Raw genomic sequence first — 15,419 nt, forward strand, 5'->3', positions numbered from 1 at the left:
CCGCGCCCGAGGGTCCCGCCTACGCTGGGATCCATGAATACCCCCGATCCGAAACCCCGCAGCCGCGACGTCACCGACGGACTGGAGAAGACCGCAGCACGCGGCATGCTCCGTGCGGTGGGAATGGGCGACGACGACTGGGGAAAATCCCAGATCGGCGTGGCGTCGTCGTGGAACGAGATCACCCCCTGCAACCTGTCGCTCGACCGGCTCGCGAAGGCCGTCAAGGACGGCGTCCACGCCGCGGGCGGGTATCCCCTCGAGTTCGGCACCATCTCCGTGTCCGACGGCATCTCGATGGGACACGAGGGCATGCACTTCTCCCTCGTGTCCCGTGAGGTGATCGCCGACAGTGTCGAAACGGTGATGCAGGCCGAACGCCTCGACGGGTCCGTGCTGCTCGCCGGGTGCGACAAGTCGCTGCCCGGCATGCTGATGGCCGCCGCCCGCCTCGATCTGTCGAGCGTGTTCCTCTACGCGGGGTCGATCCTGCCGGGCATCGCCAAACTGTCCGACGGCACCGAACTCGACGTCACCATCATCGACGCGTTCGAGGCGGTCGGCGCGTGTTCGCGCGGACTGATGAGCCGCGAGGACGTCGACGCCATCGAACGCGCCATCTGCCCAGGCGAGGGTGCGTGCGGCGGCATGTACACGGCGAACACGATGGCCAGTGCCGCCGAGGCGCTCGGCATGTCGCTGCCCGGCAGCGCGTCCCCTCCCGCCACCGACCGTCGTCGCGACGGATTCGCGCGGCGCAGTGGCGAGGCCGTCGTCGAACTGCTCCGCCGCGGCATCACTGCCAGGGACATCCTCACCAAGGAGGCGTTCGAGAACGCCATCGCCGTGGTCATGGCGTTCGGCGGGTCCACCAACGCCGTCCTGCATCTGCTGGCCATCGCCAGCGAAGCCGAAGTGGAACTGACGCTCGAGGACTTCTCCCGCGTCGGCGCCCGCGTCCCGCACCTCGCGGACGTCAAACCGTTCGGCAAGCACGTGATGAAGGACGTCGACCACATCGGCGGCGTCCCCGTCATCATGAAGGCCCTCCTCGACGCCGGCATGCTGCACGGCGACTGCCTGACCGTCACCGGCCGGACCATGGCAGAGAACCTGGCCGACATCGCGCCGCCCGACCCGGACGGCAAGGTGCTGCGCGCGATGAGTACGCCCATCCACCCGACCGGCGGCATCACGATCCTGAAGGGGTCCCTCGCCCCGGGCGGCGCGGTGGTGAAGTCCGCCGGGTTCGACTCCGACGTGTTCACCGGCACGGCACGCGTCTTCGAACGGGAGCGGGCCGCGATGGACGCCCTGGAGGACGGCACCATCACGGGCGGCGACGTCGTCGTCATCCGCTACGAGGGCCCCAAGGGCGGTCCCGGCATGCGCGAGATGCTCGCGATCACCGGCGCCATCAAGGGCGCCGGCCTCGGCAAGGACGTCCTGCTGCTCACCGACGGCCGATTCTCCGGCGGCACCACCGGCCTGTGCGTCGGGCACGTGGCACCGGAGGCCGTGGACGGCGGTCCGATCGCGTTCGTCCGCGACGGCGACCAGATCCGCCTGGACGTCGGAACGGGCACGCTGGAACTGCTCGTCGACGAGAAGGAACTCTCCGACCGCAGGAACGGGTGGGAACCGCTGCCCCCGCGCTACACCCGCGGAGTCCTGGCCAAGTACACGAAGCTCGTCGGTTCCGCCTCGGGCGGCGCCGTCTGCGGGTAGGCGCTCCGCGCCCGTGAGTGCTCAGCGAGTCCAGAGACTCGTTAACCACTCACGGGCGCCGAAGGCGCCTAGATCGGCCGGAACCCGGCGCCCGGACCGGCGTTCGCGTTCATGTCGTTGACGATCGAATTGAGGTTGGTGCCGATCTCCGGGCCGATGCACGGTGCCGCGAGGTAGGCGTTGACCATGGCGACGAGGGTGGTGCCGACGACCATCGGTGCGCCCGAGTCACCTTCGATCACGCAGGCCTGGGTCCACGTCTCCCCCGTCTGCATGAGGTCGCCGTAGACGATGCCGCACGTGTTTCCCGTGGTGCGGCCTTCCTTGCACGCCACCTGGGGGAAGCCGGCCGGTGCGCCGATCCGGGTGATGGTGACGCCGCCGACCCGGTTGACGGGGACGACCTTCGCCGGATCGAACTGGATCACCGCGTAGTCGAGGGCGGGGTTGGAGATGACGAACTCTCCGACGATGCCGCTGTCCTGACTGGCCTCGGGCACCACGTACGAGCCGACCTCACCGCAGTGGCCCGCCGTCAGGCCGACGAGCCTGCCCGCATTGTCGTGTCCGATGGTGGTGAGCGAACAGACCAGTTCGTCGTTCACCACGATCCCCGAACCGCCCCCCATGACGGCGGCCGGAGCTGCTGTCGCGGTCCCTGCCGCAACGAATCCCAGAATTCCCGCTGTCGCCGCAACAACCGCCGCGAATCGTTTCAACATTTTTCGAACCTTCCCGGAATGAGCCCCGACGGCCGCGTGTCTCTCCATAAGAATCCCATCCCGCGCAAGACCTGCGTGGGGGAATGCGGATGTAGAGACCGCGGCCGTTGCCCGCTCCGGGACTACTCGCCCGCGCCGAGGGCCTCCAGCGCTTTCCGGGCGTCCTCGAGTTGCCGGCTCAGCTCGTCCACCCGCGCCGCGGCGAGGTTGCGCGCCGCCACGATGATCGACTCGACGGCCTCGATCGCCGTCTCCTCGCCCAGTTCCCGGACCGCGCGCTCGACGGCGTCCGGCGACACCGGGACAGCCTTGCCGGGACGCTTGGCGCCGTGCGCGACGGTGACGCTCCAGTCGTTGTCGGCGCCGGCGTGGATGGTGACGCTGACTCCGGCCGGCACCTTCTTGGCGGTGCGTTTGGCTGGTGCCGCGGCGGGTTTCGGGACCGCGGCGGCGGTCGGCTGCGGGACCGCGACGGTCTTCGCGGCGGACGCCTTGGGAGCGGGCGGCGGACCCGGTTCGATCTCCTGGTGCACGACCGGCGCGGCGGGGGCGGACGCGGCGGCGGGCGCCGACTTGGCCGCCGGAATTCGTCTCATCAGAAGCTCCTCGGCTTCGAAGGGGAGCTCGTCGTCGACACCCTTGGGGCGAATCTGGACCGTATTGCCTTGCACGGAGATGACTTTCGCCGAGGCTCCGGCCTCGAGCCCGAGGCTGGGCATGGCCTCGCGCAGATACACGGTGGCCCGCTTGCCTTCCGCGATCGCGGCAGCGAGGGTCTCGAGATTCTCCGCGGTCAGGTGATCCGGTGCGGCGGCGCCGGAACGTCTACGGGGCGGCATGCGCTGTCCTTTCTGGTCTGTCTCCTGGTTACGCTCGTGAGCACCGCAACTCTTGCACACCCCACCGACGGTTCCGCATCGAACGTAACGAGAGGAACGACGTGACCTCGGAAGCACCGGAGAACGGCGACCAGACGGCAACGCCGACGGAGATCTCACCGACCCTGCTACGCGACGTTCAGGCCGATCTCGAGGAGTCGCTCCTCGGCGGGCCCCGCCGGTACACGCGGGCCGAGATCGCCGATGTCGCGGGCGTATCGGTCGAGCGGGCGGACCGTCTGTGGGTGTCGATGGGGTTCGCGGTCGATATCGACCCCGACAGCGTCATGTTCACCGAGGGGGACGCCGCCGCGCTGCGGACCATCGCGTCGCTCGTCGACCGGGGGATCATCTCGCCGGAACGCGAAGTGGCGGCGGCCCGCGCTCTGGGTCAGTCGTTGTCGCGGCTCGCCGAATGGCAGGTGTCGCTGATCAGCACGCACATCGTCGATCAACTCGCGGATTCGGCGGGCAGCGACGAGCAGGCGATCCGGGAGCAGGTGCGGGGGCTGACCGCCGAGATCCTTCCGGCGGTCGAATCGCTGCAGGCGTACGTGTGGCGCAGGCACGTCGCCTCGACCACGGGCCGCAACGTGGGCAATCCCGGTGAGGAGGTCGCGAGCCGGACCCTGGTGGTCGGGTTCGCGGACATCGTCGGGTACACGTCGCTGACGCGGCAACTCGGTGCCCGGGATCTCGCGGACCTGCTGGAACGCTTCGAGTCTGCCTCGACGACGGTGATCGGCGGGCATCAGGGGTGGGTGGTGAAAACGGTCGGCGACGAGGTGATGTTCGCCGTCGAATCGCCGGCCGATGCGGCGGAGATCGCCCTGCAACTCCAGGAGCGGGTCCTGCCGGACGAGTCGGACCCCGAACTGCGGGTCGGTCTCGCGATGGGTCCGGTTCTCGTCCGGTTCGGCGACCTCTACGGTTCCGTCGTCAACACCGCGGCGAGACTCACCGGTTCGGCGCGTCCCGGCACGGTGCTGATCGACGAGGAACTCGCCCACGAACTCGACGGCGCTCCCGATTACTACCTCAAACAGCTACGCCCACGACGCGTTCGAGGAATACGCAGGCTCGAGCAGTTCGTGCTGCGCCGGAACCGGGACGCCTGACGAGCGTCAGCTTCCGAAGGGAAGGGTTCCGGGCGGGATGGAGTATCCGCTGCTGCCGGCGGCGACGCCGCCCCACGCACCGAGGAGCCAGTTGAGTGCATCAGTGATCATCGAAAAACCTTCCCACACCATTCATCAGACAGGCGCGGCGTCTGGTGCCGCGCGCACTGCCACGGTAATGACGACGGCCTGAGCTGTCGACGTCATAATGCCTGAGCAGGGGGAATCTCGCGCAGCGCAGGCGGGCGGGCACCGGCTTCGACCTGGGCGGCGCGTGCCGCGAGGAAGTCGTCGACGATCTGCTCACACGCGGCGCGTCCGAGCGGGGTGAGGGTGGCGAGCCGGGTGAAGACGAGCGGTCCGAGGAGCTGGGCGAGGGCGAGGTCGTAGTCGAATTTCCCGAGGCGTTCCGCCGCCTCGGGTGTGCCGAAGACCTGGTCGAACGCCGCCCGGTACTGCGCGACGATCGTCTGCCGGAGCGTCCGCAGTTCCGGTTTGTCCGATTGGGCGGCGTCCGCGCTCGAGTAGTCGTCCAGCGCGGGGCCCATGCCCAGCCAGCACATCGCCGTCACGTTCATGGGGGCACTCTCGATGAGTTTCGCCTGACTGACCATCAACTCGACCAGCCGGTCCCGGAGGTCGCCTTCGGCGGGCACCGTCGGGGCGGGCGGAATCAGCCGCCCGAACGCCGCGGCCACCAGTTCGGTGCCGTTGTCGAAATGCCGGTAGAGCGTGGCGCGAGCGACCTTCGCCAGTTTGGTGACGGCGTCGATGGTGACGGCGTCCGTGCCGCCCTTCGCGAGGAGAGTTGTCGCGGCGTCGAGAAGTCGCGCGCGCGAGCGCTGCCTGCGGGGATCCTGCTCGGTCATCTGCACCGCCCGTTCCTGCCACTGCCCGACCTCTTGTGAACTGTCAGTCTACCAACGATACTGACAGTCTTATTTCTATCGGGAGGAGTGTCGTGCACGCTCGGAACGAGGCACCACAGGCACAGCAGGAACAACCGGACCACGCGGGCTGGAGCCTGCGGCAGATATGGATGCTCACGGTCTCGTGCTGCGCGGTCGCCCTCGTCGTCGCGGCGATGGCGGCCCTCAACACCGCGCTCCCCGACCTCGCCCGCGACACGGGTGCGACGCAGAGTCAGCTGACATGGATCGTCGACGGCTACACCCTGACGCTGGCCGCCCTGCTGCTTCCGGCGGGCGCGCTCGGCGACCGGTACGGCAGGCGCGGGCTGCTCATGATCGGACTGCTGATCTTCGGCGCCTCCACCGCGATCCCCCTCGTCAACGACGCACCCGAGTGGATCATCGGTTCGCGGGCGATGGCCGGTGTCGGCGCCGCCCTCGTCATGCCCGCCACGCTGTCGCTGCTCACCGCGGGTTTCCCCCCGGCACACCGGGGCCGGGCCGTGGGCATCTGGTCGGGTGTCGCCGGTTCCGGTGCGATCGCCGGCCTGCTGGTCTCCGGATTCCTGCTCGAGAAGTGGTCGTGGCACGCCATCTTCATCGGCCTCACCGTGGTGTCCGCGCTGATCTTCGTCACGGGATTCACCATCTCGTCGTCCCGCGAGACGGAGCGCCCACCGCTGGACCTTCCCGGCACCGGGCTGATCGCCGCCGCGGTCGGCCTGTTCGTCCTGGGAACCATCGAGGCGCCGCAACGCGGCTGGCTGGATCCCGTCGTGCTCGGACTGCTCGTCGGCGGACTCGCCTGCGCCGCCGCGTTCGCCCTCGTGGAACTTCGCAGAAAGCACCCCCTGCTCGACGTCCGGCTGTTCGCCAACCGCGCGTTCGGCTCGGGGTCGATGTCGCTCCTCCTGCAGTTCCTCGCCTCACTGGGCCTGTTCTTCCTGCTCGTCCAGTACCTGCAACTGGTGCTGGACTACTCCCCGTTGCAGTCGGCGCTCGCGCTCGCTCCCCTCGCCGTGCCGGTGGTGGCGATGTCCGCGGTCATGCCGATGCTCGTCCCGCACGTCGGGCTGCGACCGCTGCTCGCGTCCGGCTCTGCACTGCTCGGCCTGGGCATTCTCCTGCTGGTGCGGCTCGACGCGCATTCGAGTTACGCGGCGGTGTGCGCCCCGCTCATCGTGGCCGCGTTCGGTATCGGACTGTGCACGGCGCCCGCGACGTCGGCCATCGTGCAGAACACTCCCGACGAGAAGCAGGGTGTCGCGTCGGCCGTCAACGACACGGCGCGCGAGATCGGCTCGGCCATCGGGGTCGCGCTCGCGGGCAGCGTCCTGGCCGCGGGTTACGGCAGGCATGTGCAGCCCGCGGTCGACGCCGTTCCGGAGGCCGCGAAGGAGCCGGTGTCGAGTTCGCTGGCTGCGGCACTGCAGGTCGCCGATGTCGCGGGGCCGCAGGGTGAGCAACTTGCGACGTTCGCCCGGGATTCGTTCCTGAAGGGTTTCGACGAGGCGTCCATCGTGCTGGCCTGTGTGCTGTTCGGCGCATCGCTGCTGCTCGCGGTGTGGGCGCCCGGGCGGAAGGGGTCCGTACCGAAGGCCGAATCGCCGCAGGAACTGGCCGAGATCGACTGAGCGGACGTTGCCCTTGTGACCGCCGTCATTGTATCGTTCAGTATCAGTAACTGAATGTCACAGTTAGTTGACCGACTAGTCACAGATCAAGGGGTAGTGATGACCGCATCGATCGTCGTCTCCGACCGCGAAGAGACCGCCCAGCGCTTGCTGGCGTCGTCGGCACGCAAGTCCTACGACCCGATGGTCGAGGTCGACTGGGAAGCACCGATCCCCGACGACAAGTTCGGTCTCACCCCCGAGTGGAGCACGCTGTACGGCACGGCCCTCTGGGACGAGATGACCGACGAGCAGAAGATCGAACTCACCAAGCACGAGGCCGCCAGCGTCTCCAGCGTGGGACTGTGGTTCGAGATCCTTCTCATGCAGATGCTGCTGCGCGACGTGTACGGCCGCGACAAGCACTCACGCCACGTGCAGTTCGCCCTCACCGAGGTCGCGGACGAGTGCCGCCACTCGGTGATGTTCGCCCGTGCAGGCGAACGCCTGAACATGCCGAGCTACGGCCCCCACCCGGTGATCCACAAGCTCGGGCGCATCTGGGGCGGCTTCTTCCGGGGAGCCAACGCGTACGCCAGCGTGATGGCCGCCGAGGAGATCCTCGACATGATGCAGCGCGACTTCATGAAGGACGAGCGCGTGCAGCCCGTCACCCGCACGGTGAGCAAGATCCACGTCCTCGAAGAGGCCCGCCACATCCGCTTCGCCCGCGAAGAGGTCGGGCGACGCATCCAGGGCGCCAGCTGGGCCCGCCTCCAGATCGAGCGCCTCAACACCGCCGCGGTCGTGTACTTCGTGATGAAGAGCATGATCCGCAAGGACGTCTACGAGAACGCCGGCCTCGACCCGAAGCGGGCCGCCGCCGAGGCCAAGAGCAACCAGCACTACAAGGACACCGTCCGGACGTCCGGTTCCAAGTTGATGCAGTTCCTCGATGGCGTCGGCCTCGTCGGCGGCCCGTCGAAGCGCCTCTACAAGAGGGTCCATCTCCTCTGAATCATGCGGGGACGTGGTCCAGGTAGGACACACCGGTCGAGGTGATCTCGAGTACGCGCGCGGACGGAATGTCGAAGAACATTCCCGCGACGCGTACTCGGCCCTCTGCCGCCGCCGCGCCGACGAGGGGATGACGCCCGAGGGTTTGCACCTGGACCGCCACGTTGACCATGCCCAGCTGGTCGACCTCGTCGAATCCCAGTTCTGCTGCTGCACGCGCGACCGGGTGACCGCTGAGGAACGCCTTGCGACTCGGCTGCGCGAACGTCAGCCACTGTTCGACGGCGCCCTCGGATCCGGCGGAATCAGCCGGTGCACTTGCCAGGACGGCCTTCATCGCGCCGCAGCCGGAGTGGCCGCACACGATCACCGAGCTGACCTCGAGTTCGTCGAGGGCGAAGGCCAGGCCCGCTTCGACGGACACGTCCTGCTTCCCGGTCGGGACCAGGTTGCCCACGTTCCGCACCGTGAACAGGTCGCCGGGACCGCTGCTGGTGATCACGTTCGGCACGATGCGTGAATCGGAGCAGGTGAGGAACAGCGAGTCGGGGCGCTGCCCGTCGTGCAGGTCGTCGAGGTGCGGCTGCAGTTGCGCCGCGTTGCGCCGGTGGTACTCCGACACTCCCGCGAGGACGGGTCGCAGCGCCGCCGGTGTGGCGTTCTCCCCCGTGTCGTGGTGCCGCGGCTGCCAGCTCTTCCACGGGGCGAACCCCCGGGGGCTCGCCACCCCGACGCCGCGCCGCGGCGGCGACGCACCCACGGCGGCCATGTCGACGGGACCGAGCGCGTCGATCACGACGGTTCCGCCGTTGTTCTCGTAGTGCCGCTTCCAGTCGTCGATCGCCTCGAACATGGCGTGGTCGAGGAAGTCGACCGCCAGTTCCACGGTGACGTGTGCTCCTGCGGGCACCTTCGCGAGCAGTCCGGTCAGTGCGGGCATGGACAGGAAGCTGCACGACCCCTCGACGGTTACGCGCCACCGCCCGGAGTCCTCGGAGCCGATGGGTTCGGCGCGCATCTTGGGGTGGATGACCCGCCACAGCAGCAGGACCACCGCGAGTGCGAGACCGATGATCACGCCCTCGAGCAGGTTCAGGAACACCACACCGGCCACGGTCACGCCGTACACCCACAGGTCGCCGGTGCGGCGGGCCGTGCGCAAGTGCGCCATTTTGACGAGCTGGATACCGATCACGATGAGCAGTCCGGCGAGGGCGGCCATCGGAATCTGCTCGACCAGCGCGGTGAGCAGCGCGGCGAAGACGAGAATCCACACGCCGTGGAGCACGGCGGACGCCCGGGTCTTCGCCCCGGCGGCGACGTTGGTGGAGCTGCGCACGATGACACCGGTGACCGGCAGGCCGCCGATGAGACCCGAGATCATGTTGGCCGAGCCCTGACCGACGAGTTCCCGGTTGAACTCCGACCGGGTCCCGCCGTGCATCTTGTCGACGGCGACCGCGGACAGCAGGCTTTCGACGCTGGCGATCAGCGCGACCGTGAGCACGCCGGTGGCCACGGCGAGCCACGGGCCGTCCGGCATCGAGGGCAGCGCCACGGCGTCGAACAGGGAGCCGTCCAACGTGATTCGATCGAGGTCGAACGGGAGGACGAGGGACAGAACGGTGGCGGCGACGACGGCGACCAGCGGCCCCGGGAGCACCTTCAGCTTGCCTGGGATCTTCTTCCAGAACAGCAGGACGGCGATGACCACCGCTCCCACGAGGACGTCGGCGTAGCGGGCGGACGTCAGCTGTCCGGGCAGCTGGGTGATGTTCTCGACGGTCGAGCTGTGCGAGCTGCCGCCGAGGAGGACGTGAATCTGCTGGAGCGCGATCGTGATTCCGATGCCGGCCAGCATGGCGTGGACGACGACCGGTGCGATGGCCAGGGCTGCGCGGGCAATTCTACTGAGCCCGAGGATGATTTGAAGGAATCCGGCGGCGACGGTGATCGCGCACGTGGCCTTCCAGCCGAAGGTGGCGACCAATTCCGCTACCACCACGGTCAATCCAGCGGCGGGGCCGCTGACCTGGAGTGGTGAGCCACCGACGGAACCCGCGACCACACCGCCGACGATCGCGGCGATGAGGCCCGCCATGATCGGGGCGTCGGACGCGATGGCGATGCCGAGCGACAGCGGCAGGGCGACGAGGAAGACGACGAGTGATGCGGGTAGGTCGTATCGCGCGTTATCTCGCCACCTTTCGCCGCGGGTCGGTCCGGGGGCGGGGGCACCGGATGGGGGTGCTTTCTCGTTCTCGAGGATCGACGACATGTCGACACCTTACGGGCGGAGACCGACGAAACGCCCGAAACGGACGTGATCCTGTGGCATGTGTCACTGTGGCAGTACTTTTCGCCCAGTTGAATCGAAAACTATTGGACAACAGTCCATTACATGAAGATTAAAGTACGTAAAGTTCACAGTCGGTGTCCTCAAATTGTGAGAAGTGCCGGTCACCGCCCGGAAAGACGGTGACCGGCACTGCCCGGAAGACCTACACGGACGTCGGCACGACGACCAGCGCCCAGACGAACATCGGAGCCGACAGTACGATCAGGCCGCAGTAGGCGAGCATCTTGCGCTGGAACCGCGCCTTGTCCTCGACCTGCGCGTTGGCGAGCACCATCACGCCGTTCGTCGAGAACGGGCTGACGTCGACCACCGTCGCGGAGAACGCCAGGGCGGCGACGAATCCCACGGCGCCCACCTCCCCCATCGCGAGCATCGGCGCGGCGAGGGGCAGCGCGATGCCGAGCGTGCCGATCGACGATCCGAACGCGGAGATGATCGCGACCGCGTAGCAGAGGATCAATGCGGTCAGCAACGGCGATCCGAGAGCCGACGCCGCGTCGCCGAGGAAGTCGAGCGTGCCGTTCTGCGTCATGACCGCCATGTAGGTGAGCATTCCGCACACGAGCACCACGGCAGGCCATGCCACGTTGTCGACGACCTTGGGGTGCGACTTGGGCGCCATCAACAGCAGTACCGCGCTGATGCAGATCGAGCTGACACCGACGTCGATTCCGAACAGAACCGACCCCACGACGAGGAACCCGATGCCCGCGAGTGTCGCGAACCGGTACCTGTCCATCTTCACCGGCTTCATGCCCTCGTGACTCAGCGCTTCCTCGATCACCTCGCGATCGGTGAGCATCGCGGTGTTCCCGCCCGGACCACTGCCCGGGGCGACGCCACCGGACGACCGGCGCGAGGACCCACCGAACCCTCCCCCGTCGGACGCGTCCCCGGTGTCTGCCACCCCGGCGGGGCGCGGCGTGCGGCGCCCGATCAGGTCGCGGCCGTAGATCAGGAACAGCACGATCGCGATGGCCAGGTTGAGGACGAACGGCAGTGCGAACAGGACCAGCGGGTTCGCCCCCACCCCGGTGGAGTCCATCAGTCCGTTGATGAACGCGCCGTAGAGGTTGATGGGCGAGAACGCACAGGCCAGGGCGCCGTGGCTGATGACCATGCCCATCAGGAACGGGTTGATCCTGTTCTTGGCCGCGAGGGGCATCGCGATGGGGGCGAGCATCCCGACCGCGAGCACGGACCCGAGTGCCATCAGCAGCCCGGACAGCAGGAACATCATCCACAGGATCGCCCAGCGCCTGCCGCGCACGAGGCGCAGTGAGGCCTCGATGACGAGGTCGATGGTCCCGTTCGTCTTCGCGATGGCGAACAGCAGCGTGATGCCGCCGACGATGATGAACGTGCTGCCGGGGAAGGCGTCGATGATGTCCTCGACCGGAATCCCGGACACCCAGCCGCCGATGACGAATGCTCCGGCGAACGCGAGGATGCCCATGTTGATCGGGGTGAGTGTCGCCACGGTGAAGATCGCGATCAGAGCGACGATGGAGATTGCGTAGACCATGATCGGCCTTTCGGGGTGAGTGCGCAGGTCACACTGCGGAGAGGGGCCGAGCTTGGGCCAGAGCAAGTTTCACGGTGTCGACGGCGAGGCCGAGGGCCTGCTGATCGATTCCCGTGTCGATGTCGTGCGCGTGGAGGTGCGCGACCAGTTCCTCGGTGGCGAGGTTGCCGTGGGCGCCCGGCGCGAACGGGCAGCCGCCGTACCCTCCGATGGCGCTGTCGAAGTGTGTGATGCCGAGGTGCCGGTGCGCGGCGATCACGGAGCCGAGGGCCTGACCGTGCGCGTTGTGGAGGTGCAGGCTCAGTTCGACGTCGGGGAGGGCGTCGCGTACCGCCCCGGCCGATGCGAGCACCTGCTCGGTGGTGGCCGTTCCCAGGGTGTCGGCCAGCCCGAGCCGGCGCACACCCATCGCGGCCATCGCGCGCGCCACCCGCACCAGCGCGGCGGGGGCGATGATGCCCTCGAACGGACAGACGAACGCGGTCGACACACCTCCGAGGAAACTCCGGTCCGGGTACTTCTGCAATGCCTCGGCGAGTCCGGTCAGCGCCTCGTCCGGATTCCGGCCCGTGTTCGCCGTGCTGTGCCCGGCGCTGGCGGACGTCACGACCTGGATCTCGTCGATGCCGGTCGCGACGGCGCGGTGCACCCCGCGCGGGTTGAGTGCGAGGGCGCTGTAGGTGACCGACGGATCGGTGCGGGGCAGCCGGGCGATGACGTCGTCGGCATCCGCCATCTGCGGGACCCGCGTGGGCGAGACGAACGATGCCGCCTCGATGTGCTTCACGCCCGCGGCGACCAGGGCGTCCGCGACGGCGATCTTGCGGTCGGTGGAGACGACCACGTCCTCGTCCTGCAGTCCGTCCCGCAGCACGACATCCGTTATGGTGACTGTCATTTCATTCCTCCGATTCAGATGATGCTGCGGGCGCGGTAGTCGTCGAGCTGGTCGCCCGGCAGCTGGAGCAGTCCGCCGAGGATCTCGTCGGTGTGCTGACCCAGCTCCGGTCCGGCCCAGCGGATCTGCGTGGGTTCGCCGTCGAGCTGCGGGACGACCCCGGGGAACCGGACCTCCTCGGGCTCGCCGTCGACGGTCACCTTCAGGCTCTGCAGCATGCCGCGGGCGTTGTAGTGCTCGTCCTCCGCGATCTGCACCGCGTCGTACACCTCGCCGACGGGCACGCCGGCGGCGCCGAGTTCGGCGACCACGTCGCGGGGGCGCCGCTGCGAAGTCCACGAGGAGATCGCGTCGTCGAGTTCGGCCTCACGCCGGAATCGCTGATCCCCGTCGGCCAGTTCGGGATCGTCGGCGAGATCGCCCCGTCCCACGGCCTGCATCAGCCGCCCGAACACGCCGCTCGAGTTGCCGGCGATCATCACGGAGCCGCCATCGCACGGATAGACCCCGCTCGGTACCACACCGGGCAGGTTGCCTGCGGTCCGCTCGCGGACCATGCCGTACGCGTCGTAGTCGGGAACGAGCGATTCCATCGCCATGAACACCGATTCGTACAGCGCCACGTCCGCCACCCGCGGCGCCGAATGATCGCCCTGTCTCGCCTTGGCCAGCAACATGATCAGGGCGCCGATCGCGCCGTGCAGCCCGGCGAGGGTGTCGGCGATGGGGGCTGCCGCCCGGACGGATTGACGGTCCGGGTAGCCGGTGACGTGCCGCAACCCGCCGAAGGCCTCGGCGACACCGCCGAATCCCGTGCGCTCCCGGTACGGGCCGGTCTGCCCGTAGCCGGAGATCCGCACGAGGACGATGTCCGGGTTCGCGGCCGTGAGCTGGTCGGGACCGATTCCCCACCGCTCGAGCGTACCCGGCCGGAAGTTCTCGATGACGACGTCCGACTTGGCGGCGAGGTCGAGAATGATCGCGCGGCCCTCGTCCGTCCGGAGGTCGAGGGTGACGGAACGCTTGTTGCGGGCGATGGTGCGGAACATCATCGACGTCGCGCCACGACGGCGGCGCCAGCCCCGCAGTTCGTCGCCGACGCCCGGCCGCTCGATCTTGACGACCTCGGCGCCGAAGTCGGCGAAGATGCGGCTCGCCATGGGGGCTGCGATGAAGTTGCCGAGTTCCAGTACACGGATGCCGTGCAGTGGGCCGTTCTCTGGGACCTGCATGTGAGAGTTCTCCCTCGTCGATCTGTACCGGATGTCGACGGGAGCCCTACCTGCGTATTCTCATTATTTGGCAGTTGACTTCCCGTCTGATAAGAATTACGGTAGTGGTAGCAGTCACAATTGGCAATGCCCGGAGTCGGCGCCACCCGACAATGGACGACGGAACGCTGCGAAATGCAGCACGAATCCGCTGCTCGACAGGAGGAGAAACGGTGAGAGAACCACACGTCGTTGCGATCAACGGACGTTCGCCGCGCGCGGAGAAGACCGCCTGGGTCGCGCCTACCGCGGCGGTGATCGGCGCGGCGACGCTCGGCGCGGAGACCAGCATCTGGTACGGCGCGGTGCTGCGGGCCGATTGCGATTCCATCACCCTCGGCGAGGGCAGCAACATCCAGGACGGTGTGGCCGTTCACGTCGACCCGGGCTTCCCCGTGGTCGTCGGCCGGGACGTCAGCGTGGGGCACAACGCCGTCCTGCACGGCTGCACCGTGGAGGACGGCGCCCTGGTGGGCATGGGCGCCACCGTTCTCAACGGCGCGGTGATCGGCACGCAGTCGCTGATCGCGGCCGGCGCGCTGGTCCTCGAAGGAACCCGGGTTCCGCCGCGCTCACTCGTCGCCGGTGTGCCGGCGAAGGTCCGCCGGGAACTGACCGACGACGAGGTGGCCCACAATGCCGCCAACGCGGCCGTCTATCGCCAACTGGCGCAGCAACATCGATCGGCGGACGTCACCTCGTTCGACACGCCCTGAGCGGGTCAGTCGCCGGGAACGGACTTCTCGATCTGCCGCGCAGCAGCGACGACTGCGCGGCCCATCCGGGAACCCAGGTTCTCCCCCATGCGCCCGTCGGGACCCGACACACACACGGCGGCCACGATCTCGCCGTGCCTGCGAACCGGTGCGCTGATGGAGGCGGATCCCGGTGTGCGTTCCGAAATCGACACCCACCAACCCGATTTCACGGCTTCGGGGTCGGCCTCCCAGTCGCCGGACAGCACGTGCCCGCTGGACCCCTGCGGTAGCGGCACGAGCGTCCCGACCGGCAGCGCGACCCGCAGTTCGTGCTGCGAGTCGACGCTGGCCGCGCACAGCCGCGACTCGCCCCGCCGCACCCACAGCTGAGCGGATTCCCCTGTCTTCTCCGCTAATTCGCGTAGAGCCGGGACCGCGAGATCACTCAGCGCCGTCGTGACGAAACGCTGACCGAGGTAGAAACGGCCTTCCGGATCCTTCCGGAGGAGGCCGTGCTTGACCATGTCCGTTGCCAGCCGGTACGTGGTCGACAGGGACAGGTCCAGTTCGCGGGCGAGATCGCTCGCGCCCATCGGGCTCGACTCCACGACATCGAGGATCGCCACAGCGCGAGCGAGCACTCCGACGCCGATCTCACTCCGCGCAACCATCGCAGTCCAT

13 protein-coding genes are annotated in these 15,419 nt (G+C 68.2%); 5 read left to right on the forward strand and 8 right to left on the reverse strand.

What is annotated here, in order from left to right:
* The first annotated feature begins 33 nt into the window (after positions 1-33).
* A complete protein-coding gene (gene ilvD / locus JWS13_RS16595) occupies positions 34-1,728 on the forward strand; it encodes a dihydroxy-acid dehydratase (protein WP_206006618.1) in 1,695 nt (564 codons plus the stop codon).
* Between the two features lie 68 nt (positions 1,729-1,796).
* On the opposite strand, the gene JWS13_RS16600 is transcribed toward ilvD, so the two are convergent.
* Together JWS13_RS16600 and JWS13_RS16605 are read right to left on the reverse strand one after the other, a co-directional pair.
* Complete coding sequence (locus JWS13_RS16600; protein ID WP_124395044.1) at positions 1,797-2,450, reverse strand: S1 family peptidase; 654 nt, start codon at positions 2,448-2,450, stop codon at positions 1,797-1,799.
* A gap of 122 nt (positions 2,451-2,572) precedes the next feature.
* Entirely contained in the window at positions 2,573-3,289 is a 717-nt protein-coding gene (locus tag JWS13_RS16605) for a DUF6319 family protein (RefSeq protein ID WP_206006619.1), read from the reverse strand.
* A gap of 101 nt (positions 3,290-3,390) precedes the next feature.
* Here JWS13_RS16605 and JWS13_RS16610 point away from each other — a divergent pair, with 101 nt between their 5' ends.
* Positions 3,391-4,446, forward strand: a complete 1,056-nt coding sequence (locus JWS13_RS16610; protein ID WP_206006620.1) for an adenylate/guanylate cyclase domain-containing protein — start codon at positions 3,391-3,393, stop codon at positions 4,444-4,446.
* A 203-nt stretch (positions 4,447-4,649) separates the two neighbouring features.
* Here the strand turns inward: JWS13_RS16610 and JWS13_RS16615 are convergent, their stop codons facing one another.
* On the reverse strand, positions 4,650-5,321 hold the full coding sequence (locus JWS13_RS16615; protein WP_206006621.1) for a TetR/AcrR family transcriptional regulator: 672 nt from the start codon (positions 5,319-5,321) through the stop codon (positions 4,650-4,652).
* Between the two features lie 164 nt (positions 5,322-5,485).
* Here JWS13_RS16615 and JWS13_RS16620 point away from each other — a divergent pair, with 164 nt between their 5' ends.
* Both JWS13_RS16620 and JWS13_RS16625 read left to right on the forward strand, forming a co-directional pair.
* The gene (locus JWS13_RS16620) at positions 5,486-6,991 is read left to right on the forward strand and encodes an MFS transporter (RefSeq protein ID WP_241032587.1); all 1,506 of its coding nucleotides are present in this window, start codon (positions 5,486-5,488) and stop codon (positions 6,989-6,991) included.
* Between the two features lie 99 nt (positions 6,992-7,090).
* Positions 7,091-7,987 carry an AurF N-oxygenase family protein gene (locus tag JWS13_RS16625; RefSeq protein ID WP_124395039.1) on the forward strand — a complete coding sequence of 299 codons (897 nt, stop codon included), beginning with the start codon at positions 7,091-7,093 and terminating at the stop codon, positions 7,985-7,987.
* Between the two features lies 1 nt (position 7,988).
* Here the strand turns inward: JWS13_RS16625 and JWS13_RS16630 are convergent, their stop codons facing one another.
* From JWS13_RS16630 to JWS13_RS16645, 4 genes are all read right to left on the reverse strand, one after another.
* Positions 7,989-10,265, reverse strand: coding sequence for a SulP family inorganic anion transporter (locus JWS13_RS16630; RefSeq protein WP_206006623.1), 2,277 nt, complete (start codon positions 10,263-10,265; stop codon positions 7,989-7,991).
* A gap of 223 nt (positions 10,266-10,488) precedes the next feature.
* Positions 10,489-11,871, reverse strand: a complete 1,383-nt coding sequence (locus JWS13_RS16635) for an SLC13 family permease (RefSeq protein ID WP_206006624.1) — start codon at positions 11,869-11,871, stop codon at positions 10,489-10,491.
* 28 nt (positions 11,872-11,899) lie between these two features.
* Positions 11,900-12,769: a hydroxymethylglutaryl-CoA lyase gene (locus JWS13_RS16640; RefSeq protein WP_206006625.1), complete on the reverse strand. Its 870-nt coding sequence runs from the start codon at positions 12,767-12,769 to the stop codon at positions 11,900-11,902.
* Between the two features lie 14 nt (positions 12,770-12,783).
* Positions 12,784-14,001: a CaiB/BaiF CoA transferase family protein gene (locus tag JWS13_RS16645; RefSeq protein WP_206006626.1), complete on the reverse strand. Its 1,218-nt coding sequence runs from the start codon at positions 13,999-14,001 to the stop codon at positions 12,784-12,786.
* 212 nt (positions 14,002-14,213) lie between these two features.
* Between JWS13_RS16645 and JWS13_RS16650 the strand changes: the two genes are divergently transcribed.
* A complete protein-coding gene (locus tag JWS13_RS16650; protein WP_206006627.1) occupies positions 14,214-14,756 on the forward strand; it encodes a gamma carbonic anhydrase family protein in 543 nt (180 codons plus the stop codon).
* Positions 14,757-14,761: 5 nt separating this feature from the next.
* On the opposite strand, the gene JWS13_RS16655 is transcribed toward JWS13_RS16650, so the two are convergent.
* Positions 14,762-15,409, reverse strand: coding sequence for an IclR family transcriptional regulator (locus JWS13_RS16655; protein ID WP_124395033.1), 648 nt, complete (start codon positions 15,407-15,409; stop codon positions 14,762-14,764).
* Positions 15,410-15,419 lie beyond the last annotated feature (10 nt).

The sequence above is a fragment of the Rhodococcus pseudokoreensis genome (genome assembly GCF_017068395.1).
Taxonomy (GTDB): Bacteria; Actinomycetota; Actinomycetes; order Mycobacteriales; family Mycobacteriaceae; genus Rhodococcus_F; species Rhodococcus_F pseudokoreensis.

Coding starts and splice junctions, on each gene's coding strand:
- JWS13_RS16655 (WP_124395033.1), bottom strand. CDS start 15,409: ATGGTTGCGCGGAGTGAGATCGGCGTCGGAGTGCTCGCTCGCGCTGTG.
- JWS13_RS16625 (WP_124395039.1), top strand. CDS start 7,091: ATGACCGCATCGATCGTCGTCTCCGACCGCGAAGAGACCGCCCAGCGC.
- JWS13_RS16605 (WP_206006619.1), bottom strand. CDS start 3,289: ATGCCGCCCCGTAGACGTTCCGGCGCCGCCGCACCGGATCACCTGACC.
- ilvD (WP_206006618.1), top strand. CDS start 34: ATGAATACCCCCGATCCGAAACCCCGCAGCCGCGACGTCACCGACGGA.
- JWS13_RS16645 (WP_206006626.1), bottom strand. CDS start 14,001: ATGCAGGTCCCAGAGAACGGCCCACTGCACGGCATCCGTGTACTGGAA.
- JWS13_RS16600 (WP_124395044.1), bottom strand. CDS start 2,450: ATGTTGAAACGATTCGCGGCGGTTGTTGCGGCGACAGCGGGAATTCTG.
- JWS13_RS16635 (WP_206006624.1), bottom strand. CDS start 11,871: ATGGTCTACGCAATCTCCATCGTCGCTCTGATCGCGATCTTCACCGTG.
- JWS13_RS16640 (WP_206006625.1), bottom strand. CDS start 12,769: ATGACAGTCACCATAACGGATGTCGTGCTGCGGGACGGACTGCAGGAC.
- JWS13_RS16630 (WP_206006623.1), bottom strand. CDS start 10,265: ATGTCGTCGATCCTCGAGAACGAGAAAGCACCCCCATCCGGTGCCCCC.
- JWS13_RS16620 (WP_241032587.1), top strand. CDS start 5,486: ATGCTCACGGTCTCGTGCTGCGCGGTCGCCCTCGTCGTCGCGGCGATG.